17 protein-coding genes are annotated in these 19702 nt (G+C 48.6%); 5 read left to right on the forward strand and 12 right to left on the reverse strand.

What is annotated here, in order from left to right; genetic code table 11:
- Positions 1 to 9: 9 nt before the first annotated feature.
- The 4 genes from NDA03_RS11935 to NDA03_RS11950 all read right to left on the reverse strand — a co-directional run bounded on the left by NDA03_RS11935 (position 10) and on the right by NDA03_RS11950 (position 4258).
- The gene (locus tag NDA03_RS11935) at positions 10 to 324 is read right to left on the reverse strand and encodes a hypothetical protein (protein ID WP_206753696.1); all 315 of its coding nucleotides are present in this window, start codon (positions 322 to 324) and stop codon (positions 10 to 12) included.
- 164 nt (positions 325 to 488) lie between these two features.
- A complete protein-coding gene (locus tag NDA03_RS11940; RefSeq protein ID WP_190677858.1) occupies positions 489 to 2057 on the reverse strand; it encodes an AAA family ATPase in 1569 nt (522 codons plus the stop codon).
- 126 nt (positions 2058 to 2183) lie between these two features.
- Positions 2184 to 2792, reverse strand: a complete 609-nt coding sequence (locus NDA03_RS11945) for a 50S ribosomal protein L25/general stress protein Ctc (RefSeq protein WP_190412582.1) — start codon at positions 2790 to 2792, stop codon at positions 2184 to 2186.
- Between the two features lie 125 nt (positions 2793 to 2917).
- The gene (locus NDA03_RS11950; protein WP_190425281.1) at positions 2918 to 4258 is read right to left on the reverse strand and encodes an adenylosuccinate synthase; all 1341 of its coding nucleotides are present in this window, start codon (positions 4256 to 4258) and stop codon (positions 2918 to 2920) included.
- Between the two features lie 168 nt (positions 4259 to 4426).
- Here NDA03_RS11950 and NDA03_RS11955 point away from each other — a divergent pair, with 168 nt between their 5' ends.
- Entirely contained in the window at positions 4427 to 5470 is a 1044-nt protein-coding gene (locus NDA03_RS11955) for an adenosine deaminase (protein WP_348232890.1), read from the forward strand.
- Positions 5471 to 5619: 149 nt separating this feature from the next.
- Here NDA03_RS11955 and NDA03_RS11960 read toward each other — a convergent pair whose 3' ends face one another.
- The 7 genes from NDA03_RS11960 to NDA03_RS11990 form a co-directional block, all read right to left on the reverse strand.
- Complete coding sequence (locus tag NDA03_RS11960) at positions 5620 to 8373, reverse strand: EAL domain-containing protein (RefSeq protein ID WP_348238109.1); 2754 nt, start codon at positions 8371 to 8373, stop codon at positions 5620 to 5622.
- Positions 8374 to 8433: 60 nt separating this feature from the next.
- Positions 8434 to 8571 carry a hypothetical protein gene (locus NDA03_RS11965; RefSeq protein WP_190534649.1) on the reverse strand — a complete coding sequence of 46 codons (138 nt, stop codon included), beginning with the start codon at positions 8569 to 8571 and terminating at the stop codon, positions 8434 to 8436.
- Between the two features lie 312 nt (positions 8572 to 8883).
- On the reverse strand, positions 8884 to 11028 hold the full coding sequence (locus NDA03_RS11970) for an ATPase domain-containing protein (protein ID WP_348238110.1): 2145 nt from the start codon (positions 11026 to 11028) through the stop codon (positions 8884 to 8886).
- Positions 11029 to 11031: 3 nt separating this feature from the next.
- A complete protein-coding gene (locus NDA03_RS11975) occupies positions 11032 to 11451 on the reverse strand; it encodes a hypothetical protein (RefSeq protein ID WP_348238111.1) in 420 nt (139 codons plus the stop codon).
- Positions 11452 to 11795: 344 nt separating this feature from the next.
- On the reverse strand, positions 11796 to 12065 hold the full coding sequence (locus tag NDA03_RS11980; protein WP_190412575.1) for a YciI family protein: 270 nt from the start codon (positions 12063 to 12065) through the stop codon (positions 11796 to 11798).
- A 71-nt stretch (positions 12066 to 12136) separates the two neighbouring features.
- On the reverse strand, positions 12137 to 14680 hold the full coding sequence (gene pheT / locus NDA03_RS11985) for a phenylalanine--tRNA ligase subunit beta (protein WP_348238112.1): 2544 nt from the start codon (positions 14678 to 14680) through the stop codon (positions 12137 to 12139).
- Positions 14681 to 14712: 32 nt separating this feature from the next.
- Entirely contained in the window at positions 14713 to 14976 is a 264-nt protein-coding gene (locus NDA03_RS11990; protein WP_190534642.1) for a hypothetical protein, read from the reverse strand.
- 275 nt (positions 14977 to 15251) lie between these two features.
- On the opposite strand from NDA03_RS11990, the gene NDA03_RS11995 reads away from it, so the two are divergent.
- Positions 15252 to 16892 (forward strand): serine/threonine-protein kinase, encoded by a 1641-nt coding sequence (locus NDA03_RS11995; protein WP_190412572.1) that lies wholly within the window; start codon positions 15252 to 15254, stop codon positions 16890 to 16892.
- Between the two features lie 94 nt (positions 16893 to 16986).
- On the opposite strand, the gene glp is transcribed toward NDA03_RS11995, so the two are convergent.
- Positions 16987 to 18228 carry a gephyrin-like molybdotransferase Glp gene (glp, locus tag NDA03_RS12000; protein ID WP_190534773.1) on the reverse strand — a complete coding sequence of 414 codons (1242 nt, stop codon included), beginning with the start codon at positions 18226 to 18228 and terminating at the stop codon, positions 16987 to 16989.
- Positions 18229 to 18521: 293 nt separating this feature from the next.
- Between glp and NDA03_RS12005 the strand changes: the two genes are divergently transcribed.
- From NDA03_RS12005 to rpsR, 3 genes are all read left to right on the forward strand, one after another.
- Positions 18522 to 19064, forward strand: a complete 543-nt coding sequence (locus NDA03_RS12005; RefSeq protein ID WP_190412571.1) for an RDD family protein — start codon at positions 18522 to 18524, stop codon at positions 19062 to 19064.
- 50 nt (positions 19065 to 19114) lie between these two features.
- Positions 19115 to 19309: a 50S ribosomal protein L33 gene (rpmG, locus tag NDA03_RS12010; RefSeq protein ID WP_190412570.1), complete on the forward strand. Its 195-nt coding sequence runs from the start codon at positions 19115 to 19117 to the stop codon at positions 19307 to 19309.
- An 86-nt stretch (positions 19310 to 19395) separates the two neighbouring features.
- On the forward strand, positions 19396 to 19611 hold the full coding sequence (rpsR, locus tag NDA03_RS12015) for a 30S ribosomal protein S18 (protein ID WP_190412875.1): 216 nt from the start codon (positions 19396 to 19398) through the stop codon (positions 19609 to 19611).
- Positions 19612 to 19702: the final 91 nt, after the last annotated feature.

Below are 19702 nucleotides of genomic sequence, written 5' to 3' on the forward strand. Positions count from 1 at the left end.
CCAGCAGAATCATTCTTCCCGGTTATCTTCTGTGTTGTCTTCCCGGCTATCTTCTGTGTTGTAGGCTGTATTGTTTTGTTGGTTATTTCCTAGGTTGCCCCGGTCGCGACGACCACTTAAGCCACGATATTGTTTTTTGGGTTTACCATAGCGTTTTCGGTTTGCCGAATTATTCCGATTCCGCCCATTGGAACCTTCTTTCGTCTCCTCTGAGCGTACCTGCCGGGGTTCATCTTTGGCTTTTGACCAGGCAACCACCCATGCCCCTGCAAAACCCCCAACCGCCCCTAGAAAGATGCTCAAGGGCACCCGATACCCCAGCATTACAAAGCAAATTAGAAAAAACAACCAGTACTTCAACCCAGCAGAGAACCCACTTGAGAGTCCCAGGGATCTGAACCCATTGCCTTTGTTCGTCATAAGTGTCTGGCTAATCCAAAAGTGGCTAACCGAAGAGTGGTTGAATCCTTCAATTAGCCACTTTTCGATTAGCTATTTAATTGTGACTCCCAATCCTGAGTCGTGTCTAAAGTTTTCACGTAGGCTTGTTCGGATTGAGTAAAAGGTTCAGCAGTGGCTTGTTGCTTCGCCAATAGGTCAACGGTAGCATCAGAAACATCACCAGTACGGGAGGCGAGACGATCCTGGCAAACTTCCATTGGTGCCGTGCAGTGGAGGATTTGCAAAGGAATTTGGTGAGCAGTGGCTTGAGCGATCGCATCTTCTCTCAACTTCTGCCGATCGTACTTCGCATCCAAAATCACCGACCAACCTTGGCTAGTCAGCATTATCCCCAATTCCAACAACCGGCTGTAGGTCTTCTGAGTCATCTCATCGGAATAAAGGTCTGCCCCCCCTGGTTGTTCTAAGGGAACGCCTCCTAAATGTTTCCGCAGCGCATCCGAACGGATGTGAATTGCCCCCAAGCGCCGCGCCTGGAGCCGCGCTACCGTACTCTTCCCGGAACCCGATAGACCAGACATCAAAAACAGCTTTCCTTGGCGGGAGGAGCCACTAACAGAGGCATACGCCGGGGACGGCGATCGCGTGTATTCCCACGCCAGTTGGTAATATTGGGCAGCAGTGGCGGCGGCTTTTTCCTTATCCACGGCGGGAACAGCCGGATCGTTCAACAAGAAAGAAGTCACCTTCGCCCGTACATAAGCTTGACGACTCAAGTACAAAGGCAACACCTGCAACCCTTCCCAATCTCCCATCTGCTCAACATAAGTATTCAAATAGGCATTGCCGAGGTCTGGACGCGATCGCGCATCCATATCCATCACTGCATAGGCAATGTCGAACATGACATCGACAAAGCGAAACGGCTCGTTAAATTCAATGCAATCAAATAGCAGAATCTTGTCTTGCCAGAGACAAATATTTCTCAAATGCAAATCCCCGTGGCATTCCCGAATCCAATTATTTTGAATTCTGCTTTTAAATAACTCCTCTCGCTCAGCAAAGAACGAGTCTGTATACTGCCTGGTTTCCTCGTAATGTTCCTGAGTTTGCGGCCCACCAATATAGTTTTCAGTTTGCCGATAATTTTCATCAATGGCATCCCGAACTTGAGTTACTTCTCCAAATTTACGAATATAGTCATCTGTGTGCGCTTTTTCATGGAATTTGGCAACAACCCGTCCCAAATCCTCCATAAGTTTTTCCGTCAGCAAGTCTTGCTCAAACAGATTGCTGAATAAGCCATCTTGGGGAAATTGGCGCATTTTCAGCACATATTCCACCGGCTCGCCCGATCCATTTAAATGAAATTGGTCGTCTGTCTGAGTAATGGGCAAAATTTCTAAATAAATTTCCGACGCACCGCGCTGATTCAGCCGGATTTCTTCATTACAAAAATGCTGCCTTAGCTCTAAGGTTGAATAGTTTAAAAAGCCAAAATTCATCGGCTTTTTAACTTTATAAACCAAATCACCCGTCAACAACACATAAGAAACGTGTGTTTGAATCAGCTCAATTGGTTGCGTCACCGGATGAGGATAAAAACTCGGCTGCAACATCTGCTGAATTAAAGGGGGAAAAGAAGCTTCTGTCATATTTTTGCGTTCTATAGCGCGATCGCGCATGGCTTCACTAATGTGTCTTTACGGTTAAAAAAAAGCCAGGGGCTTAACCCCTGGTTTTCAAGGCAATGAGAAAAAAACTGGCAAAAAGCCATCGTCTCATGCTTCAGATTCAGTTTCCGACTCAGTTTCTTGATCTTCAGCTTGGACTTGAGGTTGGAGGACACTTACAGTCACTTGATCTGGCTCACCAAGCGCTGTCACCCCAGGTGGCAAAACGAGTTCGCCGATATGCAATTTATCTCCAATATGCAAATTAGAGACATCAATCTCAATCGAATCAGGGATGCTTTCAGGCGCACACCGCACCTGAAGTTCGTTGAGTACGGGGTCTAATACGCCGCCTTCTTGCTTAACACCATAGGCTTCTCCTACATAATGCAGGGGCACTTGCACATCCAGATCGCCATGAGCCGCGACCGCAAAAAAGCTGAGGTGATACAGGGAGGTTCTTTTCCAAGGATGCGTCTGCACTTCTTTGAGCAGTGTTTTACCACTCCAAGAAATCTCAGGAATGTTGAGCTGAATCAAGGTGTTATTAACAGAGGCACCTTTGAGTAAGGTTTCAGCCTTTTTGGCTTCCAAAGTCAACTCAATAGATTCAGTTCCTTTGTGCCCGTATAGGACGGCTGGGACTAATCCACTGCGACGAAGGGCATTCGGCTTGCTCCCTTCAGGGCGCTTTTGACATTCAACTGTATGTTCCATCTTCGTTGTTTGTGAGTTGCTAATAGTGACTTGGTAATTGGCATCTTCATGAAAAATTAGAAATTAAAAATTAGAAAATCGTCTTTCTTCAATTTTTAATTTCTAACTTTTAATTTTTTCGCCTATTACCGATGTGATGTTACCGGCGTGCCATTGGCGTGCAATAGCGCCCGCTTGGGTCCGTGGATCGGATCTTCTACTATAATCGTTTGATCGCGGCTAGCACCGAGGGAGACGATCGCAATTGGGACATCCATCAGCTCTGCCAGGAACTTGAGATAATCCAACGCCTGCTGGGGTAAGTCTTCCAGGGTACGGCAGTCAGCAGTGGATTGTTTCCATCCGGGCAGAGTTTTGTAAACCGGCTGACAGCGGGAAAATTGACGAGAGTTGGTGGGGAAGTCTTCGGTGCGATCGCCATCAATTTCGTAGGCGACGCAGACGTTAATTTCCTCTAGTTCGTCGAGAACATCTAGTTTGGTGATCGCGAGACAGTCGAGACCGTTAATTCGCACGGCATAACGACCGATCACCGCATCAAACCATCCACAGCGGCGCTTGCGCCCTGTGGTGGTGCCAAATTCCGCCCCGCGATCGCACAACATTTCTCCGACGCTACCATTCTGTTCGGTGGGAAACGGCCCTTCTCCTACCCGCGTCGTGTATGCTTTCGCTACTCCAATCACGCGGTCGATCATCGTTGGTCCCACCCCAGCACCCACGCAAGCTCCCCCGGCGACTGGGTTTGAGGAGGTAACGTAAGGATAGGTTCCGTGATCTAAGTCTAAGAGCGTTCCTTGGGCACCCTCAAACAAAACATTGCGCCGTCGCCCAATCGCGTCGTAAATCTTTAGGGAACTATCCACGATATGCGGACGCAAACGCTCGGCGTACCCCAGGTACTGCTCGATCACGATTTCTGCATCCAAGGGCGGTAAGTTGTAAAGCTTTTCTAAAATGACGTTTTTATAATCGATCGTCCATCGCACCTGTTCGCGCAACCCTTCGGTATCCATCAAGTCTAAAACCCGAATGCCGGTTCGCTCTGACTTATCTGCATAAGTGGGGCCAATCCCACGTCCGGTGGTACCGATTTTATAGCTACCGCGTCGCTCCTCGGATGCCTGGTCAATTAACCTGTGGTAAGGCATCGTGACGTGGGCATTCTGAGAAATCAGTAGATTACGGGTAGATATCTTCAGAGCTTCTAATTGATCCAGTTCTTCAATCAGAACCTGCGGATCGATGACCGTCCCACAACCAATAATGCACTCGGTGTCCGGATATAAAATTCCAGAGGGAATCAGGTGCAGTTTAAAGGTCTGATCCTCCACCACGACGGTGTGCCCAGCGTTGACACCCCCTTGGTAACGTACTACGACATCTGCTGATTTACTCAGTAAATCAGTTATCTTACCTTTGCCTTCATCGCCCCACTGGGCACCGATCACAACTACGTTAGCCAAGGGTTTATTAAAAGAGCTAGAGTTTTCACAAATTACAATTATTAACAGATGGTGCTACCGCTGTCAACTTCAGATTAACAATTCGCAGCTTCACATCTACAAGGGGCGCACCGCGCACCCTTAGCAACTAACAAGATAACAACTCCACAACTACGGCAAGAGGTTCCTGTGTCTTTATATGCTGAATTACATCGCCATCTAGGCGGTTCTGTTGTACCTCGTATTCTTTGGCGGTATTTCCATCGCAGCGATTCTGAGCTAGCTCAACGATTTCCGAACTATCCAGAGTTTGAAGAATTTTACACGCGACCCCGCAACACCCTCGATGAGTATTTAGAACTACATACGCTGGTGGAAAGTACGCAAACGGCAGAAACTTTGCCCTATTTCATCTATCGGCTGATTCGGGGTGCTTATATCTTTGAGAATTTGGCTTATTTGGAGTTGCGATATACACCGTATCTGCGAACGTCCGAGCATTTAAGCCAATCAGAACGAATTGATCAAATGGCGACGATTGTGGACATTGTCGGTAAAGCCAGCCGGGTGCCTGAATATCCGATTGTCACCAGTCAAATTCTGTGTATGCACTCGCGGCTACCTTATGAGGTAAACCGGGCGATTGTTGATTTAGCAGCACAGAAGAAGGAATATGTCTGTGCGGTGGACATGGCGGGGGGAGATGCTCAAATTTCCGAGCGTTTGGATGAATTTGTCCAATTATATAAAGATGCGCGATCGCTCGGTGTTAAAACCACGGGTCATCTCTACGAAACCCCTTCTGGCTGTTATCCGGAACTGCTGCCGTATTTGATGCGAATTGGTCACGGCATCCAAATCCCCCTGCAATACCCAGAATTATTACCACAATTGGCTCAACAAAATCAGTGTTTGGAAGTATGTCCTACCACGTACTTAAAAACAGGCACGTTGGAGGATATGCGTCAACTCAAACTGGTGTTTGACCGCTGTTTTGAAGCGGGTGTAGATATTGCCATCTGTACTGATAATGCTGGATTACACAATGTGCGTCTGCCTTTTGAGTATGAGAATCTGCTGACACTGGATATTATTGATTTTGAACAGTTGCAAGCTTGTCAAGAGGCGGCATTCCGTCATGCCTTTGCTTGGCCTTACAGCCAACGTCCGGCATCACTTTTGACAGGATTGCTGCACCCTGCATCCACGAATGTTTTAGCAGCTAGTAGCTAGGACATTAATCGAGAAATCGATAGCAATTCTCATTTGAATTAAATACGGCACAAGAACCTAATTTATTCTTCTCGATGCTGACTTATCTCCAAATCGTTAAAGTTGAGTTGTCAGAAATGAGTGAATTCAATACTTGCGAGTTGCAGGAATCAATGAGTGTTTGAGCTGGCAATGAGCGATCGCGCAGTGTCAGCATCGACCGGCTTCGAGAAGAAATATCCTTGGGCGTATTCGCATTGAAGCGATCGCAGTTGAGCCAGTTGCTCTACGGTTTCCACACCCTCTGCGATCGCATTCATTCCCAGATTGTGAGCCAGCATCACGATTGTCCGGACAATCTCCAAACTCTCATTATCCCCTGCCATCTGGGTGACGAAAGATCGGTCAATTTTCAGCTTATCGATCGGAAAACGCCGCAGGTAACTTAAGGATGAATAACCTGTTCCGAAGTCATCCATATACAACTGAACGCCCAGCTTTCTCAGTCGCCAAAGCATCGCTGATGCAGATTCAACATTTTCCATAATGGCGCTTTCAGTAATTTCTAGTTTTAAGCTGCTAGCATCCACGCCAGTTTCCGCGAAAATCTCAGCGATGCGTTCCACTAAATCTGGTTGAGAAAACTGTTTACCTGAAAGATTTACGCTGATACTCAAAGGGATAGAACTCGGAAATTGCGTCTGCCATTCGCGCAATTTGGTACAAGCTTCGCGCAGTACCCACCAGCCAATCCGAGTAATCAATCCGGTTTCTTCTGCAACCGGAATAAACTCTCCCGGAGAAACGAGACCACGTTCGGGATGTTGCCAACGTAACAGGGCTTCAAAACTAACAACCTGGTTAGTTTGTAGAGATACAATCGGTTGATAGTGAAGGAGAAATTCTCCTCGTTCAGTCGCTCTTTGCAAATCAGTTTCTAACTGAAGCAGCGCCACTGCACGGGCATGCATATTTTTATCAAAGACCTCATAACGAGCCTTTCCCAGTGCCTTCGCTCGATACATGGCGATATCGGCATCGCGTAGGAGATCCTCTGGATGCTCATAACCCCCATAGTCGGAGCAAGAAGATCCCGCCCCTACAGCAATGCCAATACTGGCGGTGGTAAATACTTCATGCCCGTCTAAATTTAACGGCAAAGTCAGTTCCTGATGGATGCGATCGGCAACATGGGTAGCATCGCCGATCCCATTGATATTTTCCAGCAGAATCGCAAACTCATCTCCACCCAGACGCGCTACCGTATCGCCGTGGCGAAGGCTTTTTTCTAGGCGTTTAGCGATCGCAATCAGCATTTGATCGCCGACAATATGCCCAAGGCTGTCGTTGACATTTTTAAATCGGTCAAGATCCAAAAACAGGACGGCAAATAAATAATTCTCGGAATGCTTTGCCCGCTCAAGCGCCCGATGCAAGCGCTCCATGAACAAAGCTCGGTTGGGCAAATCGGTAAGAACATCATAAAACGCATTGTGCAGCAGTTGCTCTTCCGCTTGTTTGCGCTCCGTAATATCCATTTGAATGCCAACAAAATGAGTAACAACACCCTCGCTGTTGTAAATCGGCGAGACATTTAACTCATTCCAAAAATGGGTGCCATCTTTACGGAAGTTGCGTAAAACAACAGTCGCAGCTTTTCCTAACCGCAGCGCTGTTCGCAGTTCCTGTAACCCCGATTGATTGGTTTCTTCTCCTTGCAGAAAACGGCAATTTCGTCCGGTGACTTCCGCCGCCGTATAACCTGTAATCCGCTCAAAAGCTGGATTCACATAGATAACAGGTAAATCGGGCAGTCTGGCGTCAACGATAACAATCCCATTACTACTAGCAGCGATCGCGCGATCGCGCAATCGGGAAGTTTCCTCGACCCGCTGGCGTTCTGTCACATCCCGAATCACCAACACCCAATTGCTCGTTCCTAAACCCGCCTTGGCGATCAACGGTTGAGCGACGACTTCAAAAACCTGGCGCTGTACTCCCTCCAGCACCACCTCATGGCAAAACTTTCCCTCGCTCGGTGGCTGTAGCAGCATCTCCAAAGACTGCTCTCCTAAAAAAGTCACAATATTGCTCGGAGTAGAACTCTGGTTTTGTAAGAGCGCCAGATACTTCCAAGCCGCCTGGTTTGCCAGAACAATCCGCTGGTTGGCATCCAGTAGCAGCACTCCCTCCGGCAAATTTTCTACCAAGCTCTCTAAATGTTGTTGTTCAGCAGCCAGCAGCGTCCGCAACCGCTGAATAGAGGCAGAAGCCTGGTTCGCCACCGTGTACAGCAATCGTACCTGCTCTTCAGTAAATGCTCCCTCCGCTTGAGCTGCCACGAATAGCAGTCCTACCACTTGGTTGCCTTCAGCATTAATAATCGGCACTTGGAAAGACGAACCCAAACTGCGAATGGGCGATCGCGTTCCATCAAATCCCTGTGGCTCTATCGTTGTAATTGGGCATTGCTCCGCCTCTAGTTGGGTATTTTTCCCCCTCATGCGGACAAAAGTTTTGAGCAGCCGCTGTTGGATTTCCTCCTGAACTTCCGGCGCGAGGGTGCAATTCGGTTGGATGAAAACATGGCACAAGTCTTCAGTCATCAAGATGCTCGCTGAGACATCATGGGGCACGGCACGATGCAGGTGTGCCAACATCAGTCGCACCAATTCTTCGTAGTTTAAGGTGTAACCCAGTTGCCAAAAAAGCTCGTACAGCATCTCCAAAGTGCGGAAGCGCATCTGACTCGCCTCCAACTCTCGTGCCTGCTGTTCCAAAGCACTGACCAAACGCTGTCGCTCCATCACGGACTCTATATACTTCAACTCGGAGCCATCCACGGGTTGCAAGACCCGATAATCCTGAATTTCTATTGGATCTATCTTTAGGAGGAGGTCTTCCTCATCGATTTTTTTCAACATAATACGAGGCTTTTTATAATTCAGCAAAAATTTTAAGGAAAGCAGCAAAGCTACAAGCAGTTAGTCCTCAAGGAAGTAAGAAACAGCATCAAGGGCGCTCTTCACTAGATGCGAAGAAAGCGATCGCCAGTCCGCAAACGTGCGGCAAATCATGGCTAGCAATAGATGCAGCCAAAAATCCCAGAATTTAGCAGACACCCTTGGCGTTGTCTTTACGAAATAACTCCCCGATCGCGGTATTTATCCTGGCAGGTACTCCCTTAGCGCTTTCCGGGAGAGCCTACCAAAGGCTTTTTATTGATTTTGGCGCTTCAACAATCTGACCACGGTCAATTTGTCTAATGATATTGTTCCCTGTTTTGTAGTATTCGTCGATACACTATGTCAAAGATGGGGGGTTCTACCCATACCAGAGGTTGATCGATTTGGTGGAGTAGGATACAGCTTTCCAGCCTTCTTTCTCGTTATCCGTAGGAAGGCTCTTTTTAGTAAAAGCAACCAGATATAAATTTAAATTTCTCCGTAAAAGCCTTCTTGGACGCTAACTCCCTTCCCTTGGCGAATCGTGTAAGGATAGGGGCGGGTGTCAGAGTGAGTCCCTCTAGATTTACGGACTTGAAGTACCCGAAAACCTTGCCCCGTCTGACCCATCTCGCCCCAGTTCGGAACGTACACATCCAGAACGACATCGTAACTATTAAGCAAGCTGTAAAGAATGCTCTCATTGAGTGTTTTGGGGAGAATTGTGTCAAATAATGCCACATCCAGTTGCCGCAGCAGACGATTCTTGCGTTCGATGAAGGTGATGAACTCATCCGGAGCATATTGGACAGCAAGCGGGGTCAGAGAATCTGTAATCAACCGACAGGGTTTGGGCATTGCCCGCAGGTGACGCTCGATATCGTAGAGAAAGCGTTCCATATCAGTCAGGTCAATATATTCTTCGCTAGAGAAAGGATGAGTATCTAAAATACGCAGGTGTTGCGATCGCAAATAGGACTCGATCTCGACTCCGAACACTTCCATTTGTTGGCGTAGCAAGTAGCTAGGAGCCTCTGTGGCAATAAAAAGAGCGCTTTCCCCTCGTTGCAATCCCTCAATCGCAAACTGCTGAGCGAGCGTCGTCTTGCCGACTCCCTGTTCCCCTCGCACCAACCAAGCAGAACCGTAGAAAACTCCCTCCCGTGCGATCGCGTTTAACGGTGAGAAAGCCAGTAGCGGGGGTGTCTTCATTCCGCTAGTTTTCTGCTCAGTCGGTGCCAGATATAACACCTCAATGCCCTGATGACCGATTTCCATGCGGTGGCGACCTGGCACATGGTCAGCGGCTCGCATTTTGTAAACTTCAATGTAGCGTCTGCGCTGAAGACCATTTACGTCTGTGGAAAGGACAATCGTGCCATCCACCACAGTTTCTTCCACCCCAAAGCGAGAAAGGCGGTTCACTTCGCCTGCGGGAATATTCGAGATGAGAAAACCCACCGCACCAACCCGCTGCACCAGCGTGGACAATTGGAAAGTTTTTTCCCGCTGCACTGCCAAATCTTTCACTTTGTGCAGGAAGACAGAAAAAGAATCAATGACAAAGCGCGAAGGCTGGAAACTTGCGATTTCCTGTGCCATGTACTCTAAGTGTTCCTCGACCCGAATCTCCGTCTGGGGAATAAAAATGATCCGTAACAAGCCTTTGGCTTCCAAATCTTGAGGGTTCCAGCCGAAACCCTCTGCCATTCGGAACAAGCGATCGCGCGTTTCTTCAAAAGAAAACAGCAGTCCCTTCTCTCCCTGAAGAGCGCCATTAACTAGAAACTGCATGGCAAGCGTCGTCTTACCCGTTCCAGAAACACCGGAAAGGAGGATAGACCGCCCCTGAGGGATGCCGCCCCGAAGAATGCTATCTAGTCCAGTAATTCCTGTCGATGCCGTCTCGCTCTCCTCCTGCAAACTTGTCTCCCGACGTTTGAGCGTCAGCATTGAACCCAAAACCTGAACCCCCCCATCTGTGAGCGCAAACGGGTAAGGCACCATCTCCGTCGCTCGACCGCGCATTTTATATACCTGGAGAAAACGCTGCTGTTCCCCCTCCTGGAGTGCAATGTTCAGATAAACAATGCCATCAGCTACCGCAAACTCTGCCCCTTCGCCAATATCCGAGCGGTCATACTCCCCTAATAAAAAGGCGGTACACCGCGCACTCGCTAGACGAACGGAGAGGTCATAACAGAAACGACGAAAATCACTCACGTCGTCAGACAAATCGCGGATGGCTTTAAAGGAATCAATCGCCAGAATTTCCGGTTGGTGTTTTTCTACCCTGGCGAGAATCTCGTCAGCTAATTCGGTCAGGGAATGCTCGCGGATAAAAGGCCCGATATCCTGAAAAAGTACCTGTTCCCCAAAAACTTCTACATCAAAGAAGCTGAAGCACTGCATATAGCGCACCACCTTCAACGTCGGCTCCGAAAGGGTTGTCAGGTAAAGAACTTTGGCAGTGCTGTGATTCCGGATGTGGTTAAAGAGCATTTGCTGCACCAGGATTGTCTTACCTGTCCCCGGTTGTCCAGCAACAATATTCAGTGAATAAACAGGGATGCCTCCGCCCATTACGGCGTCTAAGTTAGGAACACCTGTCGGCATTAGTTTAATATTGCTCATCCCTCAGCCCTTTTCCAGTTGTTGTTTTAACTGCTGCACGAGGGGTTCCACCTTCCGCAACAGGATTCCACCCGTTAAATCGATTAGTAGAGCCATTACGTTATCAGTAAAAGCCATCAGTCCGGCTCGGACGGCTGTACGCTCGAAGACATCCAAATTGTTCTTCAGTTGCTTAAGGCAAATTCCATCGCTATCGATATTAATTTCTTGGCATAGCGGATGGTCGCGACTTGCTTCTAAGAGGGCACTCCGAAAAACAGCAACCGTCGCCGTCTCGCCAATTAAACCGACAATGCGTTCCCACAGCCGCTCTAAAAGTTCGCTAAAGATGTCTAAAGTCTCCTGTTTGCCTGCTTCTAGCATCTCTGCTTGGGCTTGACGCAGTGTTGTCTTTTGGCTATCTTCATCCGTGGATTCTGTCATCTCCAACCTTCTCACGGCTCCTGTTCGCCGACGCCAGACTCTCAAGTAGACTCCTGTTCAGTCTGCTTGAGAGTCTACAGAACCCTAGCCTGGTGGCGTTTTTGTAAAACTTACCGTGCTTGTTATTACTGGTTTCTACCATAGTCCTCACCGCTAGGGTTAATTTAACGGTGATTTCTTTATTTTATGCTCAAAATTCTATCGGAAATGGCAACTGGCGGTGGTTGTGGGGCTGGCTTTGCCTGAGTAAGGAGAGGTAGAAACCCCTCAATTTCCTACTTCTCAGGAGAATTGAGGAGCTTCTCAGTAAATCTGCTCAATTGAGATGCGCTTGATTGGTGGAATTAGATGGCTTGAATCCACTCTTTGACATCGTATTCAGTCCAGATGCCGTTTTGCCAGTAGGGGTCAGCTTCAATTAACTGGCGCACGGCGGCTTCATCTTCCGCCTCATAGATGCCGAAGACTTTAGTGATGTCCTTCGTCGGGCCAATCGTCATCAGAATACCCGCTTCTTTTTGGGCAGCAAGACCGTCTAGATGCGCTTGCCGGTAAGGCGATCGCTTTTCTAAAACATCTTCGCAATAGCTTCCCCACATTACGTATTTAGGCATGGTTAATAGCAGTAAAGTTTTGAGTTTTGAGTTTTGAGGGTTAAATCAACATTCAACCCTCAAAACTTTATTTAACTTCTCAGATTAACGCCGAATTTTTCGACGAGAGCTTCGCGGACTTTTTGATGCACTGGCTCGACATCTTCATCGGTAAGCGTGCGATCGCTTGCTCTGTAAACTAAGCGGAACGCTAAGCTGCGCTGTCCTTCTGGGACATTTTTACCTTGATATTCATCAAACAACTCGACGGATTCTAGTAGGGATGTCCCCTTGTGTTTGTCTGCAATGGCAGCTTTCGCGATCGCTCGTTTCAAGTCTGAGACAGAAACTTGAATCGAAGCGAACAAAGCCAAATCTCGGCTGGATGCGGGGAAGGTGGAGTAAGGCTTGAACAGAGGCGTCCGGTTTTCCTCTGCATCCAGGTAATCTAAGACAACATCCAAATCCAGCTCAAACACGTAGACTTCATCCGGCAAGTCCCGTTCTTGGCGGAGTTGGGGGTGGAGTTGCCCAAACGTTCCCAATCGGTTTCCCTGCACCCATAAAGACGCCGTGCGTCCGGGATGCAGCCGTGGATCGCGGCGGTCTGGTTGATATTCTACTGGCAGGCTGAGTTGCTCAAATACACTTTGCAACACTCCTTTGGCTTCAAACCAAGTCATTGGTTGTGGCTTTCCTCCCCGCGTCCAAGTGCCTTGGGTAGAGGTGTCGCCTCCTAAAATTCCAGCAACGGAATCGGCTTCGATCAGTCCGTCTTCTTCCCGCCAGAAGATCCGACCCATTTCAAACCCGTTCAAGGGGCCGTTCCCTTGTTCTAAGTTGTACTGGAAGGAGTCAATCAAAGCTGAGATCAGCTCAGTTCGCAGAGACGAATATTCTGCAAACATGGGATTTGCGATCGCGACTTCTGTCTCGTTCTTGGTTTTCGCTACGGAGTAAGAGTAGTGCATGACTTCTGTCAATCCTGCTGCCCGGAAAGCTTCCCTCATCTGGCGCATCAGCATCTGATCGACAGAAAGATACCCAGGTTCAGTCTTATCTGGTAGGGTGTCGCAGAATTTGTTATAGCCGTAGAGGCGAGCAACTTCTTCAATTAAATCGATTTCTCGCTCTAAATCTCGGTAGCGATAGGGCGGTACTTTCACCGTCCACTTCAGGGATTCAGAAGGATGAAGCTTAGAATCTTCTTCATTCGTCCTGGTTCCGCCTTCATCTTTTTTCGTCACTTGCTGTAGCTGACACCCCAGCGCCGTTAGGATGCGCTCCACATCTTCAGCGTGAACTTCCCCTGTAGTTTCAGTGTCTCCCATCTCTACTGGGCCTAAAACGTGATTTACCCGGTCTAGACGCAGTTCAATCGAACGACTCCAAGTTGAGGGGTCGGGTCTGGTGTCGGCAATTTCTTGTGCTACGGGAGTGCCGCCTGCAAACTCCGAGAGCAGCGCGATCGCTCGTTGACAAGCAATTCCCAATTCTGCCTGATTGACGCCCCGCTCGTAGCGCCCAGAGGCTTCTGTCCTTAAGTTTTGGCTGCGTGCCGACCGGCGGATTGCCACCGGGTCAAACAAAGCGGCTTCTAAAATTAAATTTTCAGTCCCTTCATACACTTCGGTTTCTTCACCGCCCATGACCCCAGCCAGTGCCACCGGGTGGTCGTTGGCAGTAATCAGCAGATTTTGCGGTTGCAAGGTACGGGTTTGACCGTCCAGGGTTTTGAGGGATTCCCCTGTATTGGCAAAGCGTACCCCGATCTGGAGCGGTGAAGTTCCCCCACCACCACTTGCCACGGATTGCAAGCGATCGCGGTCAAAGGCGTGGAGCGGCTGACCCCATTCCAGCAAAATATAGTTGGTAATATCTACCACGTTATTGATGGGTCGGACTCCAGCGGCTTGTAATCGCCCTTGCAACCATGCGGGAGAAGGGGCAATTTTGACCTTTTCGATGACCGTCCCGATGTAAGCCGGACACGCTTGACCCGAAGCAATTCGCAACTTCAGACCGCCATTCCCCTTCGGGATTGACACTTCTGGGGCTTGTGGAAGTCGCAGGGCGGCACCCGTCAGCGCCGAGACTTCCCGTGCAACGCCAACCATACTCAAAGCATCAGCACGATTCGCGGTAGATGTCAAGTCTAAAATTACATCATCTAAGCCTAGGAGCGATCGCACATCGCTACCCAGTTGAAGATTTTCTTGCCCAAAAATATGAATTCCTGCGGACTCTTTTGCTAAACCTAATTCCGCTAAAGAGCAAATCATCCCCTCGGAAGGAACCCCCCGGAGTTTAGCCGGTTTAATTTTCAGGTCAACAGCAGGCAAATAAGTCCCGATGGTGGCGATAGGCACATAAATATCTGCTCTGGCATTGGATGCCCCACAGACAATATTCAAGGGAGACGCTGCCCCTACATCGACCGTACACACCCTGAGTTTATCTGCATTCGGATGGGGTTGAATCTCTAGAACTTTCCCGACCACCACCCCATCCGCCCAAGTGCGGCGGTCTTCAATATCTTCTACTTCAAACCCAGCCATTGTTAGCGTGTGCGCCAACTCCGCCGGAGTCATCGTCAAGTCAACCAATTCTTGTAGCCAGTTCAGAGAAATACGCATTTACGCTTAAGCTTTTACTTACCTCAGCCCGATCATTTTACCGTTTTGTACAGCTGAAGCATTCCGGCGACGAGTGGGGAAAGCCAAAGATAGAAATGCCCGCAGACGCAGCCTTCTAGGAGGGCCTTCGGGGAGGGTGAGTGCGATCGCTTCTCCAGGTGAGCGTGTTGCTTAGCACCATCCCCCTCAGCTTCTTTGTTCCTTTGTTCTGCCAAAATTTTGCCCTCACTTCCAGATGGCATGAGTGTTTTAGGGGTAACACCAATCACATCTAGCGCTTCCGGATGTGCTATCAAAGATATGGAAACAATTTTTGTGCTTAATCCCGATCCGCTTCTTCTGTTCGCTAGTTGTTTGATTACAATTTAATACCGTCTCTAACTGCAATGTTTGAGAAAAATCTTGGCAGTTGCAGGAGTACATCGTTTTTCAATTCTTTAAGCAAAGATTAATCGTCTTTAGCAACTCTTTAAAGAATTGTCCGTAAATGTACCATGCTTATTGTTTATTAATGCCTCGATAATTTAAGTTAGGGTAGCAATATCCGGTTTCAGCATCCCGGTGAGTCTGAATGAGCTACTGCCTCAATCCCGCCTGTCCAAATCCGCAAAACCACGACCACGCCGAAGTTTGTCGGTCCTGTGGCTCAGAACTCCTATTACGAAAGCGCTATCGAGTCAGTCAAGCGCTGGGGCAAGGAGGTTTTGGAGCGACATTTTTAGCTGAGGATGAGTCTTTGCCTGGGGAGCCAAGTTGCGTAATCAAGCAACTGAGACCAGCAACGACTGTAGCCCACGTTTTACAAATGGCACGCGAGCTATTTGAACGAGAAGCCAGAACCTTGGGGAAAATTGGCAATCATCCCCAAGTGCCACGGCTGCTGGATTACTTTGAAGACAACCAGCAGTTTTACTTAGTGCAGGAATATATTAGCGGCTTGACGCTACAGCAGGAGGTTAAAGGATCGGGACCTCTAAGCGAAGCTGGTGTCAAGCAATTCTTAAGCGAAATTTTGCCCGTCCTGCACTACATCCACAGCCAGCAGGTGATTCACCGGGATATCAAACCCGCCAACTTGATTCGCCGCGAACAAGACCGCAAACTGGTTCTGATTGACTTTGGAGCAGTGAAAAACCAAGTCAGTCCGACAACGGCAAACAGTAGCTCCGAGCAAACCGCTTTGACGGCTTACGCAATTGGGACACCTGGATTTGCCCCGCCCGAACAGATGGCAATGCGCCCGGTTTATGCGAGCGACCTGTATGCATTGGGAGTCACTTGCGTTTATCTGCTGACTGGAAAATCGCCAAAAGACTTAGATTACAACCCGTCAACGGGCGAAATGCTCTGGCGAAAGCAGCTTCAGATCAGCGATCATTTTGCCGATGTTCTCAAGAAATTGCTAGAGGTTTCGGTTCGTCATCGCTATCAGTCTGCTGAGGAAGTGTTGAGAGCGCTTGACCTGGAACCGTATCTCGACAGCTTGGAGCAAGGCTTAACGACTAAACCCAATAGCTCTCAGCGACAACCACAAACAGGCAATCGCTACACCAACTCTGGAGACTTAAGCAGTCCAACGCTTTCCTCAGCCCCTTCGACTGGCACTTCCGCCTCAGAACGTCTGGCGATGGCAATTCGAGCACGTCGAGAAAAGTTAGGCATGACCGGACCGCAAACCGGGGGAAGTATGTATAAACCAAGTCCTGCTACCGGCTCTGGTTATCCGCCGACGATGCTCAAAAATAGCGGTTCTAACGGCAATGCTAAGTCAAAACTTCCTGCCAAGTTGGATGCTGTTGGCGTGTTAACTGCCTACACCAAAGGTAGACGAGACTTTGCCTCTCAAGATTTAAGCGCGCTGAACCTGCAACGGGTTAACCTATCAGGAGGCATTTTTCATCAGGCTAAGTTAGCTAAAACCAACCTTCAGGGCGCTGACTTGTCAAGTGCTGATTTTGGCAGGGCGAATTTAGTTGGGGCAATTCTGAAGGAGGCAAATTTGGGCAGGGCTTACTTCAGCACGGCAAATTTGGAAGGAGCTGACCTACGCGGTGCAGATTTGAGCTTTGCCTATCTCAATCATGCGAATCTCCGAGGTGCAAATTTGTGTGGCGCTAATCTCACGGGGGCAAAAGTTAGCGAGGAACAGCTATCGCAGGCAAAAACGAATTGGGCAACCGTTTTACCCACTGGCAAAAGAGGTTTTTGGTAATTGGAAGGAACTAAGCGCAATAAGTTTTGAGTACGAAGAGAGTTCTGTAATTCAAAACTCAAAACTTTAAAGTTTTTACCAATGACTCTTTGGGTTAACCAATTGGTAAAACTTGCACCGGATCTCCAGATGCAATGAAGGTTTGACCTGCTGGTAAAACAGCCAGACCATTAGTTTGAGCAAGATTAATTAAATTACCGGAACTGTGACTACCGCCAGCCAAATGAAATTCATAAGCACCGTTTGCTAAATTCATGTTGCCCCAGAGGTAGCTTTCTCGTTTGCCGTCTGAACGCAAATCGTGATGCGATCGCGCTTGTACAAACTTTGGCTCCCAACCCTCAGCTAGACCGGCAAGTTTTCTCACGGCTGGCTGCACAAATCGCCAAAAACTCACCAAGGAAGAAACTGGATTTCCCGGGAGACCAAAGTATAGAATCGGACGCTGGGCGTTGGGAAATCTGGCGACGGTTAAAGGTTTACCGGGTTTAACCGCAACAGCACGGATATGAATCTCAGCACCGAGTTGGGCAAGAATTTCATCCACATAATCGTAGTCGCCTACGGAAACGCCACCGGAAGAAATGACCACGTCAGCGGTAGCGACAGCTTGCGCGATCGCTTTCTTGAGTGCCTCTGGTTCATCCCTGACAATCCCCAGCATCTGAGGTTCTGCGCCCGTCTGTGCCACTAATGCAGCGAGGGCGTATTGATTGGAGTCCACGATCTGACCGGGCTTCAGGGGTCGCTCCGGTTTCACCAATTCGTCGCCAGTGGACAGAATTGCCACGCGAGGGCGTCGGTAAACGGGCAATTGAGTACACTGAGCCGCTGCTAAAATAGCGATTTCCGGAGCATTGAGTCTAATTCCCCCTGGCAAAAGGGTAGTTCCCGCCTGGTAAAAAGCTGCCCGGTGACGCACAAAGGCTCCTAATTCTGCTGGAGCAGCGAAGATAAACACTTGCTTCTCCTCCCGCCGCGTTACTTCCTGGATCACTACAGTATCAGCGCTCTCTGGCATCACCGCACCTGTCAAAATGCGGGCGGTTTGCCCAGTTTGGAGCGATCGCTGCGGTTGATATCCGGCTGGAATCTCTTCTACAATTTCCAGCACCACTGGCTGTTCGGCGCTAGCTCCCTGCACATCGGAAAATTGCACCGCATACCCATCCATTGCTGAATTCGTCCAGTGGGGAAAATCCAACTCGCTCGTCACCGCAGCCGCTAGAATCCGACTATTGGCACGAGAGAGGTCTACAACCTCAGCATCCATCTGGTTATCTAGAGGTTGCACTAAATCGAAAATGATTGCCTCTGCTTCTTTAACCAACAGCATCGCCATCAATCCAGCCTCTTCTCAAGAATTGTCTAAAAAATTGTCAGTTAGTAGAGACGCTGATTCATCGCATCTACAGGTTAGTTGCATTGCCTAGCGGCTCTTTTAACCAAGATATCGGTGAGTCGCTTTTGTCTATCCAATGAAACCCGCCGATGCCAGTTAGTTGGTGGGCACTGTTTGGAGAGCCGTACCCCTAGAGTCGTCGCTATCAACACATTCACGGACAACAGACAAAAAGCGGTTAGGTGAAAGCTTAATATGGAAATAGACCGTCGGAAAAGCTATTTTTCATGCGTAACGAACTGACCAACCGCCGATTACCTAAGGTGCCAATTGAGCGACGGTGTATTGCTTTTGCGATTGATTTTCTAATTATTTGGCTCTTTAGCTTGCCCTTTGGGGCAAATACTCCGGGTATCCCGATTGCACAAATCTTGGTTTTCATTATCGCATGGCTAGCTGGGCGAGTGCTTCTGGTTGCGCGAAATCAGGGACAGAGTGTGGGCCGCTGGGCTTTGGATATGAAAGTCGTCGATCCCAAATACCGCAAAACTCCTGGGCTTTTTGAGTTATGCAAGCGCGAAGGGATTCTGGGATTCGCTGCTGTTTTGGCGATGGTGGGACTGACCATTGGGGTGTCGAACGGGGTCTCTTTACTGCTGCTGATCAGCCCTCTAGCAGTGGATTGTGGAGTGGCTTTTGCAGATGCTGAGTGGCAACAAGCTTTTCACGATCGCGTTGGGCGAACTTGTATCGTGCAGACGCGCCGAGGTTATTCTTTAGATATCCGCGTCAAAAAATTACTTGCTCAAGTGACTCGTCGTATGAAATAATATTGGTTTGTGTTTAATTTTGTCCTCTTGAATTTTGTAGAAATAGCATTATGGCAAGTAAGAAGGGGGCGCGCCTGATTGTGACGTTGGAATGCACCGACTGTCGCACCAACATCGCCAAGCGATCGCCGGGTGTTTCCCGATACACAACCACCAAGAACCGCCGGAACACGACGGCGCGGATTGAACTGAAAAAGTTTTGCACCCACTGCAACCAACATACCGTCCACAAAGAAATTAAGTAATCATCAGTCCTGAGTCATTAGTTTTTGATTAATGACCAATGACTGCTGAGTGCTGAGTGCTGACAATTAACAACGAATCACCAACGATGACTTACTTCCGTCGCCGCCTTTCCCCAATTAAACCTGACGAACCTATCGACTACAAAGATGTCGATTTGTTGCGGAAATTTATTACAGAGCGGGGTAAAATACTGCCTCGCCGAATTACAGGTTTAACAGCAAAGCAACAACGAGATTTAACCGTAGCAATTAAGCGGGCACGCCTTTTAGCTCTGTTGCCCTTTATTAACCCTGAAGGTTAACTCAATTTTGGATTGGGGATGGGTGGATTTTGGACTTAGATCGAAAATCTACAATTTACAATCGCCACGCCGCTAAACTGGTAGATAGATG

Source organism: Trichocoleus sp. Lan (assembly GCF_039961855.1).
GTDB lineage: Bacteria > Cyanobacteriota > Cyanobacteriia > Cyanobacteriales > FACHB-T130 > FACHB-T130.